Genomic DNA, 18,078 nt, shown 5'->3' with positions numbered 1-18,078 from the left:
CGGGGGACCCCGCTAACAGGATTGGGTAGCCAGTGCTTCTGAGAACCTTCGGCTGGTCGTTCGCCGTCACGGCGGTCGGCCTCGCCGCCGCCGCCTGGGGATGGGGGTGGCAGGCGTTCGGTGTCGTCCTGATCCTCTCCATCCTCGAGATCTCGCTCTCCTTCGACAACGCCGTCGTCAACGCCGGCGTGCTGAAGAAGATGAATGCCTTCTGGCAGAAGATCTTCCTTACCATCGGCATCCTCATCGCGGTCTTCGGAATGCGTCTGGTCTTCCCGGTCGTGATCGTCGCGATCAGCGCCAAGGTCGGGCCGATCGAGGCAGTACAGCTGGCCATCGACGAGCCGGATCAGTACAAGGCCCTTGTCACCGACGCCCATCCGGCCATTGCCGCCTTCGGTGGCATGTTCCTGTTCATGATCTTCCTGGACTTCATTTTCGAGGACCGGGACATCAAGTGGCTCGGCTGGATCGAGCGCCCGCTCGCCAAGCTGGGCAAGGTCGACATGCTCTCGGTCTGCATCGCGCTGATCGCTCTGCTGGGCACGGCTATGACCTTTGCCACCCAGGCGCACCAGAGCACGGGCCATGCCGACAAGTCGGCCACGGTCCTCCTCTCGGGTGTGGCCGGCCTGATCACGTATCTCATCGTGGGCGGGCTCTCCGGCCACTTCGAGAACAAGCTCGAGGAAGAGGAGGAGCGCGAGCACGAGGCCGAGGAGCAGGCCAAGAAGGCGGGCAAGGACCCCTCCATGATCGGCCTCGCGGGCAAGGCCGCGTTCTTCATGTTCATGTACCTCGAGGTGCTGGACGCTTCCTTCTCCTTCGACGGAGTCATCGGTGCCTTCGCCATCACCAACCAGATCTTCTGGATGGCGCTCGGCCTCGGCATCGGCGCGATGTACGTCCGGTCCCTCACCGTCTACCTGGTCCGCCAGGGCACCCTGGACGACTACGTCTATCTCGAGCACGGCGCGCACTACGCCATCGGCGCGCTCGCGGTGATCCTTCTCATCACCATCCGGTACGAGATCAACGAGATCATCACCGGTCTTGTCGGCGTCGTACTGATCGCCGGGTCCTTCTGGTCCTCGGTGCGCCGCAACCGCGCACTCTCGCAGGAGGGCGGCGCCGCCGAGGAGAAGTCCGAGGTCACCTCGGGGGTGTGACCGCGGCGAGTTTGCGGAACGCTCTGAAGCGGGGCGGCCACGAGGTACGGACCTCGGGCCGTCCCGCGGCAGTTGGGGCCGAGGCGCGGTTTCAGGGGCCGTCGGAGACGGTCACCGGACCGTTGGCGCGGCTCGGCGGGAGGCCGAGGAGCGGTCGGTAGTGCGGCCGTCGACGAGTGGGTCGGTGACCGGCGAGGGCCGGGCGATGAGTGGGGGTAGAGGGTGGCGTTCTGGAACACTTGGCGGCGGGGCGGGCAGCAGGGGTTCGACAGTGGCAGCGCCGCGTCGAACGCGATCGAGCTGACGAAACGCCATCCGACGGTGTCGCTCACCAAGCAGGGTGCGGCCACCGGCAATCTGCGCGTCAATCTGTCCTGGCGGATGCGGACTTCGGACATCGGGGGCCGCACCGGGCGCAGCGGCGATCTGCTGCGGCATCCGTTCAAGCTCTTCAAGCCCGAGGTGGTGCAGGCACAGGGGCCCGCCGTGGTGCAGATCGACCTTGACCTGGCGTGCTTGTACGAGCTCAAGGACGGCACCAAGGGCGTAGTCCAGCCACTCGGCAACTTCCTCGGCGACATCAACTCCCCGCCGTATGTGAAGCTCAGCGGGGACGACCGGTTCGGCTCGGCGTCCGGTGAGACGATCTACATCAACCTCGACCACCGTGACGACATCAAGCGGCTGCTGATCTTCGTCTATATCTACGACGGCACACCGGCCTTCGACCGTACGCACGCCGTCGTCACGCTCTTCCCGAGCAACGGCCCGCGGGTGGAGATCGGGCTCGACGAGCGGGCACCGCAGGCCCGCTCCTGTGCCGTGGTGATGATCGAGAACGTCAAGGGCGAGTTGATGGTGCGGCGCGAGGTGAAGTACGTCTACGGCTTCCAGGCGGAGCTCGATCGGCTCTACGGCTGGGGGCTCCAGTGGGGTCGCGGGTTCAAGAAGGCCAACGTCTGAACGCGGGTTCTGGGGAGTCCGGGGAGTCCGGGGGCTGTTGAGCGCTGAGTCGTCGACTGAGCGGTGGGCTGTTGGTTGCTCGGTTCCGGGCCGGCTCAGCGGTTCTGGTGGGCTCAGGGTTTCGGGGCATCTCAGCGTTCCGGGGGCGTCTCAGCGCTTCTGTGCCCGCTCAGTGGTTCTGCGCACGACGGCTCAGCGGTTCTTCTGGAACTGTGGCCCCTGCGGCGGCAGTGCGGTCGGACCGAACCCGTGCTGGTGCCCGGTCGCCGGGTCCGGCACCGCGGGGCCGGGCTGCGGCTGGTTCGGATATCCGTACGCCGCGTGCTGCGGGTAGCCGTAGGCGGGTTGGACGGGCTGTGTGGGCTCAGCGGGATGGGCGGCCGGCGGGGGATAGCCGTAGCCCGGTTGGACGGGCTGGGTCGCCGCATCCGGTGAGCGGGTCGGCTCGGGCTGCGGCCAGGGCTCCGGTTGCGGCTGCCCCTGCTGCCCCTGCTGGGCCTCTCGCCGGAGCTGGGGCTGCGGCCGGGATTCCGGATCGCCTTCTGCAGCATCGCCCTCGTCCACGGAGATGCCGAACTCGGTGGCCAGGCCGACCAGTCCGGTCGCGTACCCCTGACCCAGCGCCCGGAACTTCCACCCGTCGCCGCGCCGGTACAGCTCGCCGCAGATCAGGGCCGTCTCGTCGCCGGTCTCAGGCCGTACGTCGAATGTCGCGATCGGCTCGCTGCCACCGGTCGCCGGGTCCGTCGCCGGGCCGGGCCCCGCGTCGTACAGCACCACGCACAGGTCCGGTACGAGTCCGAAGGCGCCGCCGTCCGCCGACGCCGCGAGCACGACCCGGTCCACCGAGGGCTCCAGCGCGGCCAGCTCGACCTCGACCGTGTCCGTCAGCCCCCCGGCCAGCCGCTTCTTCGGCAGATGCCGGACCAGGCCCGAAGGGTGGCGCGGCTGGTTGTAGAAGATGAAGTCCTCGTCCGATCGCACACGGCCGTCCGGCCCCAACAGCAGCGCCGACGCGTCCACGTCGGGCACCTCCGAGCCGGGGGTCCAGCGCAGTACAGCTCGTACGGCGGTGGCCTCCAGAGGGATGTTCGATCCCTTCAGCATCGTGTGCGTCATGGCGGCAATCCTGCCCTCCCTGCGGTGGCGGGGACAACGCGGGGGCGCCGGGAGCGCCCGCGAATGCCGGGCACACGACCCTGCCGTCCGGCCCGGGGAACCTCAGTGACTCGAACGGGTTACTTGATTTTCATGCACTTGGGGAACCCTTGACCACTGCCTGCACGTACGATTACCGGCCAGATCGAGTCATCGCACCACCAGCCCCACGGGGAGTCCTATGCGTCATTTCGGGCATGTCCCGCCCGATGTCCGGGAGAGCCTGTTCCATCGGGAACCGGCCGAATTCACGGCGGATTCCCCGGCCCGCACGCTCGCCGTCGGCCTCGGCGCCACGCTCTACAGCCCCGCCACCCGGCCGGGGCTGGCTGACGACGTGCGCAAGCTGGCGGCTCGTGGAGTGGTGTCCATGGTGCTGTGCCTCGAGGACTCCATCGATGACGCCGATGTCGCCGACGCGGAGGAGAACCTGGTCCGGCAGTTCGCCGACCTCGAACGGCGCGGTGGCGACCTGCCCCTGCTCTTCGTACGGGTTCGCGAGCCGGAGCAGATTCCGGACCTGGTGAAACGGTTCGGCCCGGCTGTGGGACTGCTGTCCGGATTCGTGGTGCCGAAGTTCACGGAGGAACGCGGAGTGCCGTTCCTCGAGGCGCTGACCGCGGCAGAAGCCGTAGGCGCACGCCGGCTCTACGCCATGCCCGTCCTCGAATCACCGGAACTGCTGCACCTGGAGAGCCGCGCCGAGACGCTCGGCGGTATCAGGCGGACCGTCGACAAGTACCGCGAGCGGGTGCTGGCGCTGCGGCTGGGCGTGACCGACTTCTGCTCGGCCTACGGGCTGCGCCGGTCGCCCGAGATGACGGCATACGACGTCCAGATCGTCGCCTCCGTGATCGCGGACGTGGTGAACACGCTGGGGAGGGCGGACGGTACCGGCTACACCGTGACCGGGCCGGTGTGGGAGTACTTCCGGCTCCAGGAGCGGATCTTCAAGCCGCAGCTGCGGCGCAGCCCTTTCACCGGGCGGGCCGAGGAGCTGCGTACCGCGCTCATCGAGCACGACATGGACGGCCTGCTGCGCGAGATCGAGCTGGACCGGGCGAACGGCCTGCAGGGCAAGACCTGCATCCACCCCTCCCACGTGGCGCCCGTGCACGCACTGTCAGTGGTCAGCCACGAGGAGTTCACGGACGCTGCGGACATACTGAAACCGGAGCGTTGTGGTGGCGGAGTGCTGCGCTCCGCCTACACCAACAAAATGAACGAGGTGAAGCCGCACCGGGCGTGGGCGGAGCGCACTCTGCTGCGGGCCGAGGTCTTCGGTGTCGCCCGGGAGGACGTGAGCTTTGTCGAACTGCTCGCGGCCGGGCTGAAGTGAGCAGTGCTGAAATGAGCAGTAGGCGGAGCGATACCGGGGCGGGTGGAGCCGGAGCCGTGATGCCGGGCCGGAGCAGGTGATTCCGGGGCCGTTGATCCCGGGCGATCCCGGGCCGGGGCAGGTGGAGCCCGAGCGGGAGCAGGCACAGCCGGAGCAAGAGAAGCCGGATCGAGAGACAGTCCTAGTGCAGTCGCACGAAGTGAGCGGGATGAGAGAGAAGCGCAGCATGGTGTGGTCGGGACAGTGGGTCGCGGACCGGCTGGATGTCGGGCTCGCCGGCGATGAGCAGCTGACCGAAATGCTCGGGCTGGCGCTGCGCCGGAACCCCAAGCGGGCCCATCTCCTGGTGTCGAACGTGCTCGGCAAGCATGTGCCGCAGCGGCCGGAAACCGTATACGGAGCGGGGCTGCGGCTGGGCGAGCGGGTGCGGGAGCTGCTGGGCGACGAGGCGGCCGCGCGGGCCGTCGTCCTCGGCTACGCGGAGACGGCCACAGGGCTCGGCCACAGCGTCGCGGACGGCCTGGCGCTCGCCCCGTATCTCCACTCCACGCGGCGGCCGGTTCCCGGCATCGACCCGGCGGGGGGGTTCGAGGAGTCCCACAGCCACGCGACCTCGCATCTGCTCCTGCCGGAGGACGCCGGGCTGCTGGCCGGGGGCGGCCCGCTCGTGCTGGTCGACGACGAGTTCTCGACGGGCAGCACCATCCGCAACACGATCAGGGACCTGCACAGCCGGTACCCGCGCGACCGGTACGTGGTGGTGACCCTCGTCGACATGCGGTCCGAGGAGGACCGGTCGGCTCTGGAGAACTTCGCGACGGAGCTCGGCGCGCGCGTCGACCTGGTCGCCCTGGCGGTCGGAACGGTGCGGCTGCCCCTCGATGTGCTGGGCCGTGGTCAGGAGCTGGTGGCGGAGCATGAGGCCATCGGCGCCGGGCTTGGGACGGATGCTGGGCTCGGGGTCGAGGTCGGGAACGAGATCCGGGCCGGGGCGGCCGGGGTCGGGAACGACGTCGGGGTCGGGGCCCGGGGCGGGAACGAGGCCGGGGCGGGCACCCACGGGACGGGCGCGGACCTCGTGCGCGTCGACCTCGGCTGGCCGGATGGGCTGCCCGACGGCGGCCGGCACGGTTTCACCCCGGTGCACAGGACCGCTCTGGAGGCGGCGCTGCCGCGTATGGCACGCCGTGTCGCGGCCGCTCTCCGGCAGGGACGGGACGACCCGATGTGGGCAGCGCAGGCTGAAAGCGGCACGAATCGGCTCGAACCCGGGCGGCCTGAGCGGAAGCACAAGGGCGGCCGGCCGGAAGCCGCCCCGCGTGTGCTGGTCCTCGGCTTCGAGGAGCTGATGTACGTGCCGCTGCGGCTCGCCCAGGCACTGAACGCGGAACTGCACACGCACGGGGTCATACACGGGGTCGCCCACGGGGACGCGGACGGACACCCGGGGTCGGTCGCGGAGTTGGACGCCGACCCGACCCCGGAGGTGCACGCAGGGTCGGTGGCGGATGCGGGCTCGACCGTGGATACCAGGCGGCCTCCGGACTCAGCCCCTTACGCGCACCCGGGCTTCGAGGTGCACTACTCGACCACCACGCGCTCACCCGTGCTCCCCGTCGACGACCCCGGCTACGCCATCCGCACGCGGCTGTCCTTCCCCGCGCACGACACGCCCGCCGACGGCCCCGGGGAGCGGTACGCGTACAACGTCGCTCCCGGTACCGACCCGGCCCGCCGGTTCGACGCGGTTGTCGCCGTCGTCGACTCCGCCGCCGACACCGCCGAACTCCACGCCCCCGGCGGGTTGCTGGCGCAGCTCGCCGCGCACACCGGCCGCGTAGTGCTCGCCGTCGTGCCTTCGTACGTCCCCGATCGGCAGGTGCCCCCCACGCCCCCCGAGCCCCTGCGCGGACCCGCGTTCTCCTCCTACGCGCCCGACGAGGTCGGATGGCTGCTCCAGGACTTCTCCGAGGTCCGGCTCGAGGCCCCGACCGAGGAGCGGGAGGAGGCCGTACAGCGCGGCGGCGCGCACTACGCCGAGTCGCTGCCCGTCGAGTACCAGCCCAGCGAGCAGTACCAGGAGCTGTTCCGGGCGGCGCTCGACACCTCCGCCGCCCGAATCGCGCGGGCCGTGGGGACCGTCACCGAGACCGTCCTCGCCGAGCGCGGCGCGTCAGGGAGCGGGGAACGCCGCCCGGTCCTCGTCTCGCTCGCCCGTGCGGGCACGCCCATCGGCATCCTGATGCGCCGCTGGGCCCAGCACGCACACGGCCTGGAGCTTCCCCACTACGCCATCTCCATCGTCCGCGGCCGCGGCATCGACACCGCCGCCCTGCGCTGGCTCGCCGACCACCACGACCCGGCCGACGTCGTCTTCGTCGACGGCTGGACCGGCAAGGGCGCGATCACCCGCGAACTGGCCGATGCGGTCATGCCGTTCCCCGGATTCGACCCGGAGATCGCGGTGCTCGCCGACCCGGGCGGCTGCGTCCGTACGTACGGCACCCGCGAGGACTTCCTCATCCCCTCCGCCTGTCTCAACTCCACCGTCTCCGGACTGATTTCGCGGACCGTGCTGCGCGCCGACCTCGTCGGGCCCGACGACTTCCACGGCGCGAAGTTCTACCGCGAGCTGGCGGGCACGGATGTCTCCGGGCTCTTCATCGACACCGTCGCCGCCCGCTTCGACGATGTCGCGGACGATGTCGCCGTGGACGTCAAGGAGCTGCTGGCCGCGGACCGTTCGCCCACATGGGAGGGGTGGGCGGCCGTCGAGCGGATCAGCGAGGAGTACGGCATCCACGACGTGAATCTCGTCAAGCCGGGGGTCGGCGAGACGACCCGCGTGCTGCTGCGCCGTGTCCCCTGGCGGATCCTCGCGAGGCGGGGGGCGGGGGCCGACCTCGACCACGTACGGCTGCTGGCCGAGCAGCGGGGCGTACCGGTCGAGGAGGTCGACGGGCTGCCGTACACCTGCGTCGGGCTCATCCATCCGCGCTACACGCGTGGTGCGACCGGCGCCGACGGCAGGGCGGTGGCTGCCCAGTGACCGCGCCCGGGCCCAACCCCAAGTCGGCGCCCGTGCATGGGCCCGAGCACGTGCCCGTGCCGACGTCTGCGCCGGAGCCCGCGCCCCTGGCCGCGGGCCCGGCCTCCGTTGTCGTCGCGAGCGACCTCGACCGCACCCTCATCTACTCCGCGGCCGCCCTCGCCCTGGACATGCCCGACAGGCACGCGCCCCGGCTGCTCTGCGTCGAGGTGTACGAACGCAAGCCGCTCTCGTTCATGACCGAGACGGCCGCCGCACTGCTCACCCAACTGGCGTCCACCACCGTCTTCGTACCCACCACCACCCGTACGCGCGAGCAGTACGGTCGTATCCACCTTCCCGGACCGGCGCCGCGCTTCGCGATCTGTGCCAACGGCGGGCACATCCTCGTCGACGGGGAGTCCGACCCCGACTGGCAGGCTCACGTCCGCGACACGCTGGAGACCGGCTGCGCGCCGCTCACCGAGGTACGCGAGCACCTCGTGCGGACCGCGGACCCGGCCTGGCTGCTGAAGGAGCGGATCGCCGAGGACCTCTTCGCCTACCTCGTCGTGGACCGGGAACTGCTCCCCGACAGCTGGGTCAAGGACCTCGCGGCCTGGGCGGAGGACCGGGGCTGGACGGTGTCGCTGCAGGGCCGGAAGATCTACGCGGTCCCGAAGCCGCTCACCAAGAGCGCCGCTCTGGCCGAGGTGGTGCGTCGTACCGGCGCGACCGACGCCCTCGCGGCCGGGGACTCGCTGCTGGACGCCGACCTGCTGCTGGCCGCGCACCGCGGATGGCGGCCCGGCCACGGCGAGCTCGCCGATACGGGCTGGCTCGCGCCGCATGTGACGGCCACGGCCGAGTGCGGCGCGGCGGCGGGGGAGGAGATCCTGCGGTTGATGCTGCGGGCCGCAGCGGGCTGAGCCAGGATGGCAGTCATGGCGGAGCCACACATCGAACACACGACCAAGAGCAGTCCGATCACCCCCGAGCTCTACGAGTACGTCCTGGCGCACAACCCGCAACTCGACGCGGTACAGCGCCGGCTCATCGAGACCACGCGCGCGAAGCTGCCGGGACAGGCCGGGATACAGGTCGCGGAGGAGCAGGCGCCGCTCCTGGCGTTCCTGGTACGGCTGACCGCCGCCCGGCACATCGTCGAGGTCGGAACGTTCACAGGCCTGTCGGCACTCTCCATGGCGCAGGCGCTGCCCGCCGACGGCAAGCTGATCGCCTGCGACATCTCCGAGGAGTGGACGGCGTACGGGCGGGAGGCCTGGGCGCGGGCGGGCGTCGCCGACCGGATCGAGCTCCGTATCGGCCTGGCGCTGGACACGCTGCGGGCGATGCCGGCGGAGCCGCACGTCGACTTGGCGTTCCTCGACGCGGACAAGGAGAACTACATCGCGTACTGGGAGGAACTGGTGCCGCGGATGCGGACGGGCGGGCTGATCGTCGTGGACAACGTCTTCATGCACGGCCGGGTCCCCGACCCGGGCGCGACCGGTGCTGCTGCCGCGATCAGGTCGTTCAACGAACATGTGTCGGCCGACGGGAGGATGGAGTCGGTGATGCTCACGGTCGCCGACGGCCTGACGCTGTCACGCAAGCGCTGAGCGGCGGGGCCGGTCGGTCGGTCGCAGCGGCGCCGGTGGTGGTGCTGTTGATGCGGCGTCGCCGTTGCTGGGAGCGGGGTGGGGCGCAGCTGCACTCTGTGCGGGGCAGTGCGGTGCATTGCGGGGCAGTGCGGTTCGGTGCACTGCTGTCGGTGGCGGCGACGTCAGCCGCAGCAACCGCCTCCGCAGCAACCTCCGCCGCCGCCCCCGCCGCCCGCTGTCGGCGCAGCCGTGCCGCCCACCGCGACTGCGGACAGCAGTTTGACGGTGTCGTCGTGGCCCTCCGGGCACGCGGCGGGAGCGGAGGACTCGGCCATCGGGCGGTTCAGCTCGAAGGTGGTGCCGCAGGACCGGCAGCGGTACTCGTAACGGGGCATGGCGACAGGGTATAGGCCGCCGCGGCCAAGTGCCCCTGCGGTAGTGGGCCGGTGCGCTGTTCACGCCCGTGCGCTTGTCAGGCCCGTGCTGTCCTGCGCCTGTCGCAGTGCCGCTCGTGGGGGGCGCCCGCGGCTACGGCACGGCAGCCCGGCGCCCCACGCCCGCCGCTCACGGCCCAGCGCCTACCGGCCCCGCCCCCTCTGGCGTACGTGGTTCCCCTGCCGTACACGCCCCTCGCGACCGACGATTCCGGCCGACGGCCCGGCACCCCTCCCTTGCTTCCCTTGCCGCGCCTGGATACTCAGCCGTCTCGCCCTGGCCTGGAGCGCCGCTCGCTCCCGCGCCGCCTCGTCGGGGTGACGGGCCTGCCAGTACGGGTTGTCGTGCGGCAACGTCGCGCTCACCCGCCCGTACATCCCGAAGATCATCAGCATGATGCCGACGGCGAAGCTGAACAGGACGTTCTGGATACGGAACGCCAGGAAGTTGAAGCCGGTCTCCAGCAGCGCGAGATTGACGAACCCGCTGAGCAGGAAGCCGATGCTGACCACGATGTTCAGCGTCGAGGCGAAGTTCCCCCCGATGACCATCCCGACGAAGAGCAGCAGCCCGACGACGATCGACAGCACGCTCAGCGCACCGTTCGTGTTGAGCCCGGCGACCTCGTCACCCTGGGTGTCGAAGACTCCGATGTTGCCCGTGAGCCCGATGATCCCGAAGACGAGCAGCACCAGTCCCATGAGGCCCGCACCGACCCGGTACACCTTGCTGAGCCGATGGTCGACCGGCAGATGTTCATCGAGGCGGATGTGTCTGCGGCGGGGGGCGGCGTGCCTGTCCCGGACGGCGTGGCTGGTGGCCATCTCTCTCCGGCCTCCTTCGAGGTGCGAGCGAGGCCTTACGCCCTTCCAGCATCCGCCGGGCGCTGGTGAACCGCCAGCGGCGCGCGCGGCGTCGGGAGGGAACGTGACTGCGTGCTGCTCCAGAGCGAGGGCTGTACGAGCTCCGTCGCCACGGTGGTGCCCGAGTTGCTCGAGTTACCCAAGTGACGACCGCACGACCCGCCCCACGCCCGCGCCCGCGCCGGTGCCGGGCCGGTAGGGGCGCCGTGCGAGCGCGAGTGAGACGTGCCGTGCGAGTGCTCTACGAGCCCCCGCCGCGCTCCTCGCGGATCTCGGCGACCACCCGCGCCACCGTCTGCCGTACCGCTTCCGTCTCGGTCAGAAAGTGCCAGTAGTCGGGGTGCCGGCCGTCCAGACTCTCCACGGCGTGCTCCAGCGCCGTCACCGCGTGGTCCAGCGGCCGGGCGTGGCGCGGGTCCGGCGTGTTGCGCCCGGCCATGGCCAGCCGCTGTGCGTCGCGGATCGCGAACCGCGTCCGGTCGATCTCCTTCGACGGGTCGAAGGAGACCTCGTCGAGCCGCCGCAGCCGGTCACCGGCCGCCGACACGGCCTCGTCCGTCGTGTTCAGCAGCGCCCGGACCGTACTCAGCTGCGATGTCGCGTCCGGCCAACGCTGCTCGTCGCGCGCCGCCTGCGCCTCCTTGAGCTTCTCCTCCGCCTGCGCGACGGACCGGGCGGCCTGCTCCGGCACGGGCTGGAGGTCCTGCCAGCACGCGGCGCTGTAACGGCGGCGCAGCTCGCTGAGAACCGGCTCGACCCCGGCGGACCGGGTCGTCAGCGCCTGGGCGCGGGTACGCAGCGAAACCAGCCGCCGGTCGATCTCGGCGGCCTTCTCCGGCAGCAGCTCGGCCTCGTGCCGTACCGCCTCCGCCTCGCGCAGTACCTCGTCCGCGCGCCGGATCGTCTCCTGTACGCCGTGCCGGCCGGCTCCCTGGTTGAGCTTGGTCAGCTCGGGGGAGAGGGCGGCGAGCCGGGCCGCGAGGTCGTCCGCCCGCAGTCCGTCGGCTCGTACGGCGTCCAGCGCGTTGGTCGCGGCGAGCAGCGCCTGCCGGGCCCGTTCGACGGCGGGGGCGAGTCGGGCGAGCTGCGTCTCCGCCTTCTGCAGCAGCGGGCCGAGCCCCTGGGCGTAGCGGTCGAGCTCGTCCTTGACCCGTTCCAGCTCGATCTTGGCCCGCTCCAGCTCCGTACGGGCCCGGGAGGCGGCGGCCGCCTCGAGACCGTCGCGGTCCAGGTCGTGGGAGTCGACGGCGGTGATGTAGCTGTGGCTGACCTCGTCGATGCGCCGCCCCAGCGCCTGGAAGTCCTCGCCGGCTCTGCGCGCGGCCGGCGAGGAGTCCACCGCTGTGATCGTCTCGATGGAGATCCGCAGATCGCGCTGGGCGGTGTCGAGCTCGTAGAAGGCCGCGGCCGCCGCGTCCTTGGCGGCCTGGGCATCGGCGCGCTGGCTCTCGCCGCGGCCCCACCAGCGGCGGGTGCCGCCCCCGGCGAATGCGGCGGGCGCGGCGACGGCGGCGGCGAAGAGCGGCAGGAGCACGAGAGCGAGCACGTCGAGGGCGGGGCTCGGGACGGCAGGACCTCCGGCGGTACGACGACGATCACGGCGTGCTCGCTGCGCATACGGCTGCGCGTGTGTCGCCGTCACATCCCTCTCCCGTGCTGTGCTCGCCCCGGACCCGGTGTCATTCTCCCACCAGGTAGGGACGAACACACGAGCCGGTTAGTTCGCGGTTCGGAGGGTGACTTCGCCGTTGTCGCTGTGGGCCGTGACGCTGTGACCGCTCCGATCGTCCTGCGGCACGCCCACATCGGTCTCGCCGTTCGAGGACTGCGCCTCGACCCTGTACGAGGCGCGCGGTAGCTCGATATGGATCTCGCCGTTGTCGCTGGTGGTCTCCACCTGGTCGGGCACCTGGGTGAAGGCGAGCTGCACCTCGCCGTTGTCGGAGTCCGCCGACACTCGGCGCGAGGCGACGCCGGTGGCTGTGACCTGGCCGTTGTCGCTGCTGAGCTCGAGTGGCCCGCGGCTGTCCTCGACCCGTACGGTCCCGTTCCCGGAGCTGAGCTTCAGCCCGGTGTCGAAGCCGCTGGCCCGTACGGTGCCGTTGTCGTCCTCGACGGTTACGGCCACGCCGCGGGGCACCTCCACGCGGTGACGCGCGTCGCAGTTGTTGATCAGCCCGCCGCAGCCGACCTCGAGCCGCAGCGTGTCGCCCTTCATCTCCCACGTCTGCTCCACGTCCCCACCGACCGCGGTCCACCCGCTGAACCACCGGGTTACCTCGACTTTCTCGACATCGGCAGGTACCAGCTCGATATCGGAATTCTCGGTGTCGACGGTCAGCGTCCTCCCACTGAACGCGAAGGCGCGGTGCTCGGGCGCGCGGTCCTCCGCGGCCTCGGCGCCGCCACATCCGGTCGTAACGGCAGCGAGGACCAGGACCCCGCCGGAGGCGAGGATCGTACGGGTGCGGAGAGCCACGGTGATCTCCCGGGGGTCGTTTCCACCGACAAGGGACGAGTGCACTCCGACGGTACGAATCCCCACCCCCCTCCGGGATCCAGCGACCCACCCAATCCTCGGTGGGGTTATCCCCCGGCTGAACCTTCAGCACGGGTTTGCGGCCTGACCAGGCGAGCCATGTAGTCTGTCAGCTCATCCCAGGGCGCATAGCTCAGCGGTAGAGCGCTGCTCTTACAAAGCAGATGTCACAGGTTCAAATCCTGTTGTGCCCACCAGCTGAAGACCCCCAACCGATCATGGTTGGGGGTCTTTGACATCCAGATCTGACATCAACGGTGGTGGTCAGCCGGAGTCGGGACGGCGCTTCAGCAGCCGGTCCATGTGGCTTACGGCCTCACGCTGCGTGTCCTGGACGACGTGCGTGTACACGTTCATGGTCACAGCGATCTGGCTGTGCCCGAGGATCTCCATCACGACGCGGGGAGCAACCCCGGCTGCGGTGAGGAGCGTCGCGCAGCCGTGCCGGGCGTCGTGCAGCCGGATGACGCGAAGGCCGGCGGTCTGGGCGACGCGGGTGAACGAGCGGTACAGGTTGCGCGGCTCGATCGGTCGCCCCGTGCGCGTGGTGAAGACGTAGCCGGTCTCTTCCCAGGACTCCCCAGCGCGCTCGCGCATCGCGGCCTGCCGAAGCCGCTGCCACCGGAGCGGGGCGAGGCACATCACCGGCAAGGGGAGAGTCTGGCGACGACGGCGCCCCTTGGGGTCATCCTCGTACGCCTCGCCGCCGACCCGCTGCCGCTGCTTCCGTACGCGGATCTCCCGCTTGTCCAGGTCCACATCCGACCACCGGAGTCCGACGATCTCACCCCGGCGGAAGCCGAGGACGATGGCAATGACGAAGGCCGCGTACAGCGGGTCGCGCCGAGAGGCGGCCAGGAAAGCCAAGGTCTCGTCCAGCGACCAGGGGGAGAGGTCGCGGGATTCCGGCGACGGCGGCTCGACCAGGGCGACGACGTTCCGCGCGATCAGCTCTTCCCGGCAAGCCGCGTTGAGAGCTGTTCGTAAGACGCGGTGCGATTCCTTGGCAGTGGCCGCGGTGTCTCCAGCTGGATCAGGAAGCGCCGCACGTCGCCGACGCTCAGGGATTCCAGCCGCTTCGCGCCGAGCGTGGGCACCAAGTACAGCCGTACGTGAACCTCGTACTTGGCACACCGGCCAAAGCCGCTCCGCCGACCTTCGCTGCCCCGTGCCACAACCGCGCCAAATCGGGCGGAGACTCACGGGGAACTACGGCGGCCGGCAGCGAGCGTGGACAACGTCCGCCGAAGTTGGTGTGCCACAGGCCAGAACCCGACTCGCCCCATGGCAGCTCCCACTCAAAACCGCTCCACCGACCGCATGGGCTGGGCACGCTCGCACCCAGACGGTCCAACCGCTCTCACGCGCGCATCGCGACTTCGGGTCACCGGACCGAGCGTTGCGGGCGACCGCAGAGGTCATCCCTGCTGCAGCGCGGCAAGCCCCTTCTGCAGGTCTTCGCTGTTCATCACCGGCTGAATCTCGATCCTCGCACCGAGCCCCTCGAGGAGCGGCTCCGCGATGGTGGGCAGATGTGAACTGTCCTGCATGTCGAAGACGAAGGTGCAGGACCGCCCGCCCTCGCTGGGACCGAAATAGGCCGCCTCCGGCTTGAGCCGTTCCGTCATCGACTGCATGATCTTCGGCAGTGTGCCGTTCTTGATTGCTTCAGTCGAGACCTGTGTGTCCAAATGCGCTCTCAACATGACCCTCATCGCACTCGCTCCTTCCGTCCACCACGACCGGCGCGGTCCCGTCCACGCTCGCTGAGACCCGGTGACGTCCCGCTCAGCCTCTCCGCGAGTGATCAGGGCAGCAACATCTCGTCCTCCGTCCGTGCCGCCGTGGATGCCTGTCGCCTTGTCGGCCAGGACTCGGTCGGGTCAGCTGCGCGGGCGGCCGGTGATTGCCCGAAGCTCGCGGATGGAGTGGGTGCGCCCCGTCCACGCTGATGCCTGGGCACCAGCACATGCGGCGTGCCACATCCGTGCCATGACAGAGGGGGATCCACGGGGAACCCCAGGGCATGACGGGCCCAGAACCGAGAACCGACACGGGCGAGGAACACCCAGGTCACCCGCGCGATTGCCCCACCTCGCTCCTAAAGCGGTGCTGGGCCCTGCGTTGACATCACCAGGTGAAATCAACACCGACGGACGATGACGAATCGAGTCGGTCGGAAGAGGACGGAGGGCCACCCGCGGGGATGCGTCCTTGCAGGCTGTACGAGTCGGCGATTGAACTTACAAAGCAGATGTCGGTGGTTCGAATCCGCCTGTGCCCACCTGTGAGACCTGCATCGGAGCACGAGGAAGGCCCTCCGGATGATCTTCCAGAGGGCCTTCCTCACGCTCGCTGGGAACATCCTGGGAACGTGGCGTTAAGGGTTGTACCGTAAACGATCTCCGGGTTGGTGCGGCTGTGGTTCGCTCGGCAGTGGGCCGCCCCGCCCGTCCGGCGAGGGTGAGGTTGTGCAAGCGGGTGATGCCGAGCGCGGCGGCGGCTGCTCTGCCTGATCGTGGACCAAGGGCAAGCTGGGAACTGCTTCTTGCCGCTTCACGCGTCGGTGAGGCGGACCCACGGGGCGGTGCCCGCGACGACGGATCAGCGTGGAGGCGCGAGGAACCCTTCGGTCACGCGGCGGACCTTGTCCACTACGTCTTCGGCTTCTTCGTCGCCGAACCGCAACGCGGTGTTCGCGGCGATGAGGACCGCGTCGATCTGGAAAGCCGCGAGGTCGACATCGAGTTCGGCGACCTCTCCGGCGTCGGCGGCATGTCGCAGCTCGGCGGCGATGAGGTCACGCCAGTCCCGCTGGCAACGGAACAGTGCGTCACGGACCCGCCCGGGGCGGCTGTCGAAGTGGGCCAGATTCGCCGCCCAGAAGCAGCCTCCCGGGAACAGCGGCACCTCCGCGTACTCGATCCACCGCTCGATCAGCGCGCGCACTCGCGCCGCGCCACGAGGCGCGGTCCGAGCGGGGCGGACGACGGCGTCGTTGAACACGTCACGGGCCAACTCGACTGCGGCGGCCTGCAGGTTCTCCTTCGTCCCGAAGAGGGTCTGGACACCGCTCTTGCTGATCCCGAGGTCGGTGGCCAGTCGGCCGAGGCTGAGCCCGCCCAGTCCTTCCAGCGACGCCACGTCCACGGCATGGCGGACGATCGTCCGCCTGGACCGCGCGCCACGTAGCAGGCGCTGATCCGAAATCACCGCGACGGCGTCATCGCCATCGCCTGGGCGGACGACTGCGTCCGCAGCCGACCCCTGCTCTGGTTCGCTCATCGCCGTCATCTTGCCAGACCTCTTGCCTAAGCATACGACCGACCGTATGTTTTGTTTGGGCGGCCACCTGAGCGCCCTTCATCGCGGACTCCGGTCTCTGGCGCACTCGGGTCTCGGGCGCTTGGAAGTCCGCAAGGCAACCGGGGGTGTGCGCACATTGGACGGCCATCGAATGTTCGAACTGGCGCAGGCGCTGGGCGTCGCCAAGAGCCGGCAGGACGTGCCAGCGGCCATGGAGCTCTTTCACCGGAACATGGTGCTGGAGGCTACGGCCTTCGGGACGACGGCCTGCGGCCCGGCTGCGAACGAGAAGGCTCTGATCAGGTTCTTCGCCTCGTTTCCGGACTACGGCATCGACCTCCAGGGCCATGCAGACAATGGCGACACACTGATCTGCTGGGGGACAGCGAGGATGACCATGACGGGCGACCGGTTCGGCGTGGTCCCCAACGGGAGGCGTGCCGAGTTGCCGGTGTTCATTCAGTTCGCCTTCAAGGACGACTTGATCGCCGGCGAGCGGTTCTTCTTCGATCTGTCGGCGCTCTGCGCCCAGTCAGGTGTCTCGACCGACGCGGTCAGGCGAACGGTGTTCGGGGACATCGTGGATCCCGAGGCGTTGCCGCATGGGCATCGGCAACCAGGCTTCTGAGAGGCGCGCCGCCCGCATCCCCCGTCCTCGACCGTTCAGGTCAAACCGATCGAAGGCGATAAGACATGACATCAGATCCACGGGTGAAGAACGTCGGTGAGATCAAGACGGCGCATCTCTTCGACATGGTCGTCGATTTGAATCCGCGGCTGAACATCGGCGACGGCCCGTTGGGTCAACGGGTTCTTTTCGGCTCCGCCGGGGGGACGTTCGAGGGACCGAGGCTACGGGGCGAAGTGCTGGCGGGCGGCGGCGACTGGACGTTGTTTCGTCCCGACGGAGTGATGACGCTGGACGTCCGGCTGACACTGCACACGGACGATGACGATCTGCTGCACATGACCTACGGTGGCCGCTGGGTCACCCCGCCCGAACTGCGGGCCGACATGGCCGATGCCGTCAAGAGGCACCAGGTCGACCCCGCCCGCTACTACTTCCGGACGAATCCGCTCTTCGAAACAGGGGCGAAGCGATACGCATGGCTGAACGACATCGTCTGCGTAGGGTCGGGATACCTGATCGAAGGCGGAATCGCCTACAAAGTCTCACAGGTCGTGTGAACGGCTGCCGCCGCCACGGTGCGCACTCTCGAAGAGGTCCCCCAGGGGGTGACGCACTGGTCGAAGTGGGAACTGGGCCGCCAGGTCGGGATTTCACCGACCAGCGTGCACCGCATCTGGCGGGCTTTCGGGGCGGCAGCAATGGCGGAGGACTTCTTACGGCATGCGGTGGTGGGGATGACGGTAAGTCAGGAGGAAGCGGAGGGCGGGCCGGCGTGACCGCCAGCCCGACGGCGACGCAATCGTCCGCCGTACCGGACTCCAACACGGTGCTGAGTCAAGAAGCCCAGGTCAAGAACGCCCTTCCGCTCCCCGCTGAAGCCCCACATCTCAGTAGGGTCGGGGACTGGAAACGGAGCATCAGCCACCGCGCCAGTCCCCGACCCTACTGAAAGAGCGTTTTGTCCCGGCGGAAGTGTTTGGTTCGAGGTTCAGGTGTCGCGCCAGTTCGGGGTGGATTCTCGGGTGAGTCGTCGGCTTATGAGG

Annotated in this window: 15 protein-coding genes, 1 tRNA gene and 1 pseudogene; 9 read left to right on the top strand and 8 right to left on the bottom strand. The window is 69.5% G+C overall.

Annotated elements, in window-relative coordinates:
• Positions 1-32 precede the first annotated feature (32 nt).
• Both ABZW18_RS27320 and ABZW18_RS27315 read left to right on the top strand, forming a co-directional pair.
• Positions 33-1,169 carry a DUF475 domain-containing protein gene (locus tag ABZW18_RS27320; RefSeq protein ID WP_356192218.1) on the top strand — a complete coding sequence of 379 codons (1,137 nt, stop codon included), beginning with the start codon at positions 33-35 and terminating at the stop codon, positions 1,167-1,169.
• Positions 1,170-1,391: 222 nt separating this feature from the next.
• Entirely contained in the window at positions 1,392-2,132 is a 741-nt protein-coding gene (locus ABZW18_RS27315; RefSeq protein ID WP_356192216.1) for a Tellurium resistance, read from the top strand.
• Positions 2,133-2,324: 192 nt separating this feature from the next.
• Here ABZW18_RS27315 and ABZW18_RS27310 read toward each other — a convergent pair whose 3' ends face one another.
• A complete protein-coding gene (locus tag ABZW18_RS27310; protein ID WP_356192213.1) occupies positions 2,325-3,251 on the bottom strand; it encodes a TerD family protein in 927 nt (308 codons plus the stop codon).
• A gap of 220 nt (positions 3,252-3,471) precedes the next feature.
• Between ABZW18_RS27310 and ABZW18_RS27305 the strand changes: the two genes are divergently transcribed.
• From ABZW18_RS27305 to ABZW18_RS27290, 4 genes are all read left to right on the top strand, one after another.
• Positions 3,472-4,629 carry an HpcH/HpaI aldolase/citrate lyase family protein gene (locus ABZW18_RS27305; RefSeq protein ID WP_356192212.1) on the top strand — a complete coding sequence of 386 codons (1,158 nt, stop codon included), beginning with the start codon at positions 3,472-3,474 and terminating at the stop codon, positions 4,627-4,629.
• 226 nt (positions 4,630-4,855) lie between these two features.
• Positions 4,856-7,678 (top strand): phosphoribosyltransferase domain-containing protein, encoded by a 2,823-nt coding sequence (locus ABZW18_RS27300; RefSeq protein ID WP_356192209.1) that lies wholly within the window; start codon positions 4,856-4,858, stop codon positions 7,676-7,678.
• A 56-nt stretch (positions 7,679-7,734) separates the two neighbouring features.
• Positions 7,735-8,586 (top strand): HAD family hydrolase, encoded by an 852-nt coding sequence (locus ABZW18_RS27295; RefSeq protein ID WP_356192207.1) that lies wholly within the window; start codon positions 7,735-7,737, stop codon positions 8,584-8,586.
• A gap of 15 nt (positions 8,587-8,601) precedes the next feature.
• The gene (locus ABZW18_RS27290; protein WP_356192204.1) at positions 8,602-9,279 is read left to right on the top strand and encodes an O-methyltransferase; all 678 of its coding nucleotides are present in this window, start codon (positions 8,602-8,604) and stop codon (positions 9,277-9,279) included.
• A gap of 164 nt (positions 9,280-9,443) precedes the next feature.
• Here ABZW18_RS27290 and ABZW18_RS27285 read toward each other — a convergent pair whose 3' ends face one another.
• From ABZW18_RS27285 to ABZW18_RS27270, 4 genes are all read right to left on the bottom strand, one after another.
• Complete coding sequence (locus ABZW18_RS27285; RefSeq protein WP_356192202.1) at positions 9,444-9,656, bottom strand: zinc ribbon domain-containing protein; 213 nt, start codon at positions 9,654-9,656, stop codon at positions 9,444-9,446.
• A gap of 183 nt (positions 9,657-9,839) precedes the next feature.
• On the bottom strand, positions 9,840-10,520 hold the full coding sequence (locus ABZW18_RS27280; protein WP_356192199.1) for a DUF4383 domain-containing protein: 681 nt from the start codon (positions 10,518-10,520) through the stop codon (positions 9,840-9,842).
• 280 nt (positions 10,521-10,800) lie between these two features.
• Complete coding sequence (locus ABZW18_RS27275; RefSeq protein WP_356192256.1) at positions 10,801-12,105, bottom strand: hypothetical protein; 1,305 nt, start codon at positions 12,103-12,105, stop codon at positions 10,801-10,803.
• A gap of 171 nt (positions 12,106-12,276) precedes the next feature.
• On the bottom strand, positions 12,277-13,038 hold the full coding sequence (locus tag ABZW18_RS27270) for a DUF4097 family beta strand repeat-containing protein (RefSeq protein WP_356192197.1): 762 nt from the start codon (positions 13,036-13,038) through the stop codon (positions 12,277-12,279).
• Between the two features lie 182 nt (positions 13,039-13,220).
• On the opposite strand from ABZW18_RS27270, the gene ABZW18_RS27265 reads away from it, so the two are divergent.
• A tRNA-Val gene (locus ABZW18_RS27265) sits at positions 13,221-13,295 on the top strand.
• A 67-nt stretch (positions 13,296-13,362) separates the two neighbouring features.
• On the opposite strand, the pseudogene ABZW18_RS27260 reads toward ABZW18_RS27265, so the two are convergent.
• The 3 genes and pseudogenes from ABZW18_RS27260 to ABZW18_RS27250 form a co-directional block, all read right to left on the bottom strand.
• Positions 13,363-14,225 (bottom strand): annotated as a pseudogene (locus ABZW18_RS27260) (site-specific integrase); the annotation flags it as partial.
• A gap of 291 nt (positions 14,226-14,516) precedes the next feature.
• A complete protein-coding gene (locus ABZW18_RS27255) occupies positions 14,517-14,813 on the bottom strand; it encodes a DUF3303 family protein (protein ID WP_356192195.1) in 297 nt (98 codons plus the stop codon).
• A gap of 889 nt (positions 14,814-15,702) precedes the next feature.
• Positions 15,703-16,383: a TetR/AcrR family transcriptional regulator gene (locus tag ABZW18_RS27250; RefSeq protein WP_356192193.1), complete on the bottom strand. Its 681-nt coding sequence runs from the start codon at positions 16,381-16,383 to the stop codon at positions 15,703-15,705.
• 172 nt (positions 16,384-16,555) lie between these two features.
• Here ABZW18_RS27250 and ABZW18_RS27245 point away from each other — a divergent pair, with 172 nt between their 5' ends.
• Positions 16,556-17,032 carry an ester cyclase gene (locus ABZW18_RS27245; RefSeq protein ID WP_356192191.1) on the top strand — a complete coding sequence of 159 codons (477 nt, stop codon included), beginning with the start codon at positions 16,556-16,558 and terminating at the stop codon, positions 17,030-17,032.
• 65 nt (positions 17,033-17,097) lie between these two features.
• Positions 17,098-17,592, top strand: a complete 495-nt coding sequence (locus ABZW18_RS27240; protein WP_356192189.1) for a DUF3237 domain-containing protein — start codon at positions 17,098-17,100, stop codon at positions 17,590-17,592.
• The last annotated feature ends 486 nt before the right edge of the window (positions 17,593-18,078 follow it).

It is taken from the genome of Streptomyces sp. NPDC004647 (genome assembly GCF_040609575.1).
Taxonomy (GTDB): domain Bacteria; phylum Actinomycetota; class Actinomycetes; order Streptomycetales; family Streptomycetaceae; genus Streptomyces.
The sequence above is the reverse complement of the archived record's forward strand: the minus strand, read 5'-3'. Positions and strand labels throughout refer to the sequence as shown.

Bases quoted from the DNA above. Each gene is read 5' to 3' on its own strand.
- ABZW18_RS27280 (WP_356192199.1), bottom strand. From the start codon at position 10,520: ATGGCCACCAGCCACGCCGTCCGGGACAGGCACGCCGCCCCCCGCCGC.
- ABZW18_RS27255 (WP_356192195.1), bottom strand. From the start codon at position 14,813: ATGAGGGTCATGTTGAGAGCGCATTTGGACACACAGGTCTCGACTGAA.
- ABZW18_RS27300 (WP_356192209.1), top strand. From the start codon at position 4,856: ATGGTGTGGTCGGGACAGTGGGTCGCGGACCGGCTGGATGTCGGGCTC.
- ABZW18_RS27245 (WP_356192191.1), top strand. From the start codon at position 16,556: ATGTTCGAACTGGCGCAGGCGCTGGGCGTCGCCAAGAGCCGGCAGGAC.
- ABZW18_RS27305 (WP_356192212.1), top strand. From the start codon at position 3,472: ATGCGTCATTTCGGGCATGTCCCGCCCGATGTCCGGGAGAGCCTGTTC.
- ABZW18_RS27250 (WP_356192193.1), bottom strand. From the start codon at position 16,383: ATGAGCGAACCAGAGCAGGGGTCGGCTGCGGACGCAGTCGTCCGCCCA.
- ABZW18_RS27240 (WP_356192189.1), top strand. From the start codon at position 17,098: ATGACATCAGATCCACGGGTGAAGAACGTCGGTGAGATCAAGACGGCG.
- ABZW18_RS27290 (WP_356192204.1), top strand. From the start codon at position 8,602: ATGGCGGAGCCACACATCGAACACACGACCAAGAGCAGTCCGATCACC.
- ABZW18_RS27310 (WP_356192213.1), bottom strand. From the start codon at position 3,251: ATGACGCACACGATGCTGAAGGGATCGAACATCCCTCTGGAGGCCACC.
- ABZW18_RS27285 (WP_356192202.1), bottom strand. From the start codon at position 9,656: ATGCCCCGTTACGAGTACCGCTGCCGGTCCTGCGGCACCACCTTCGAG.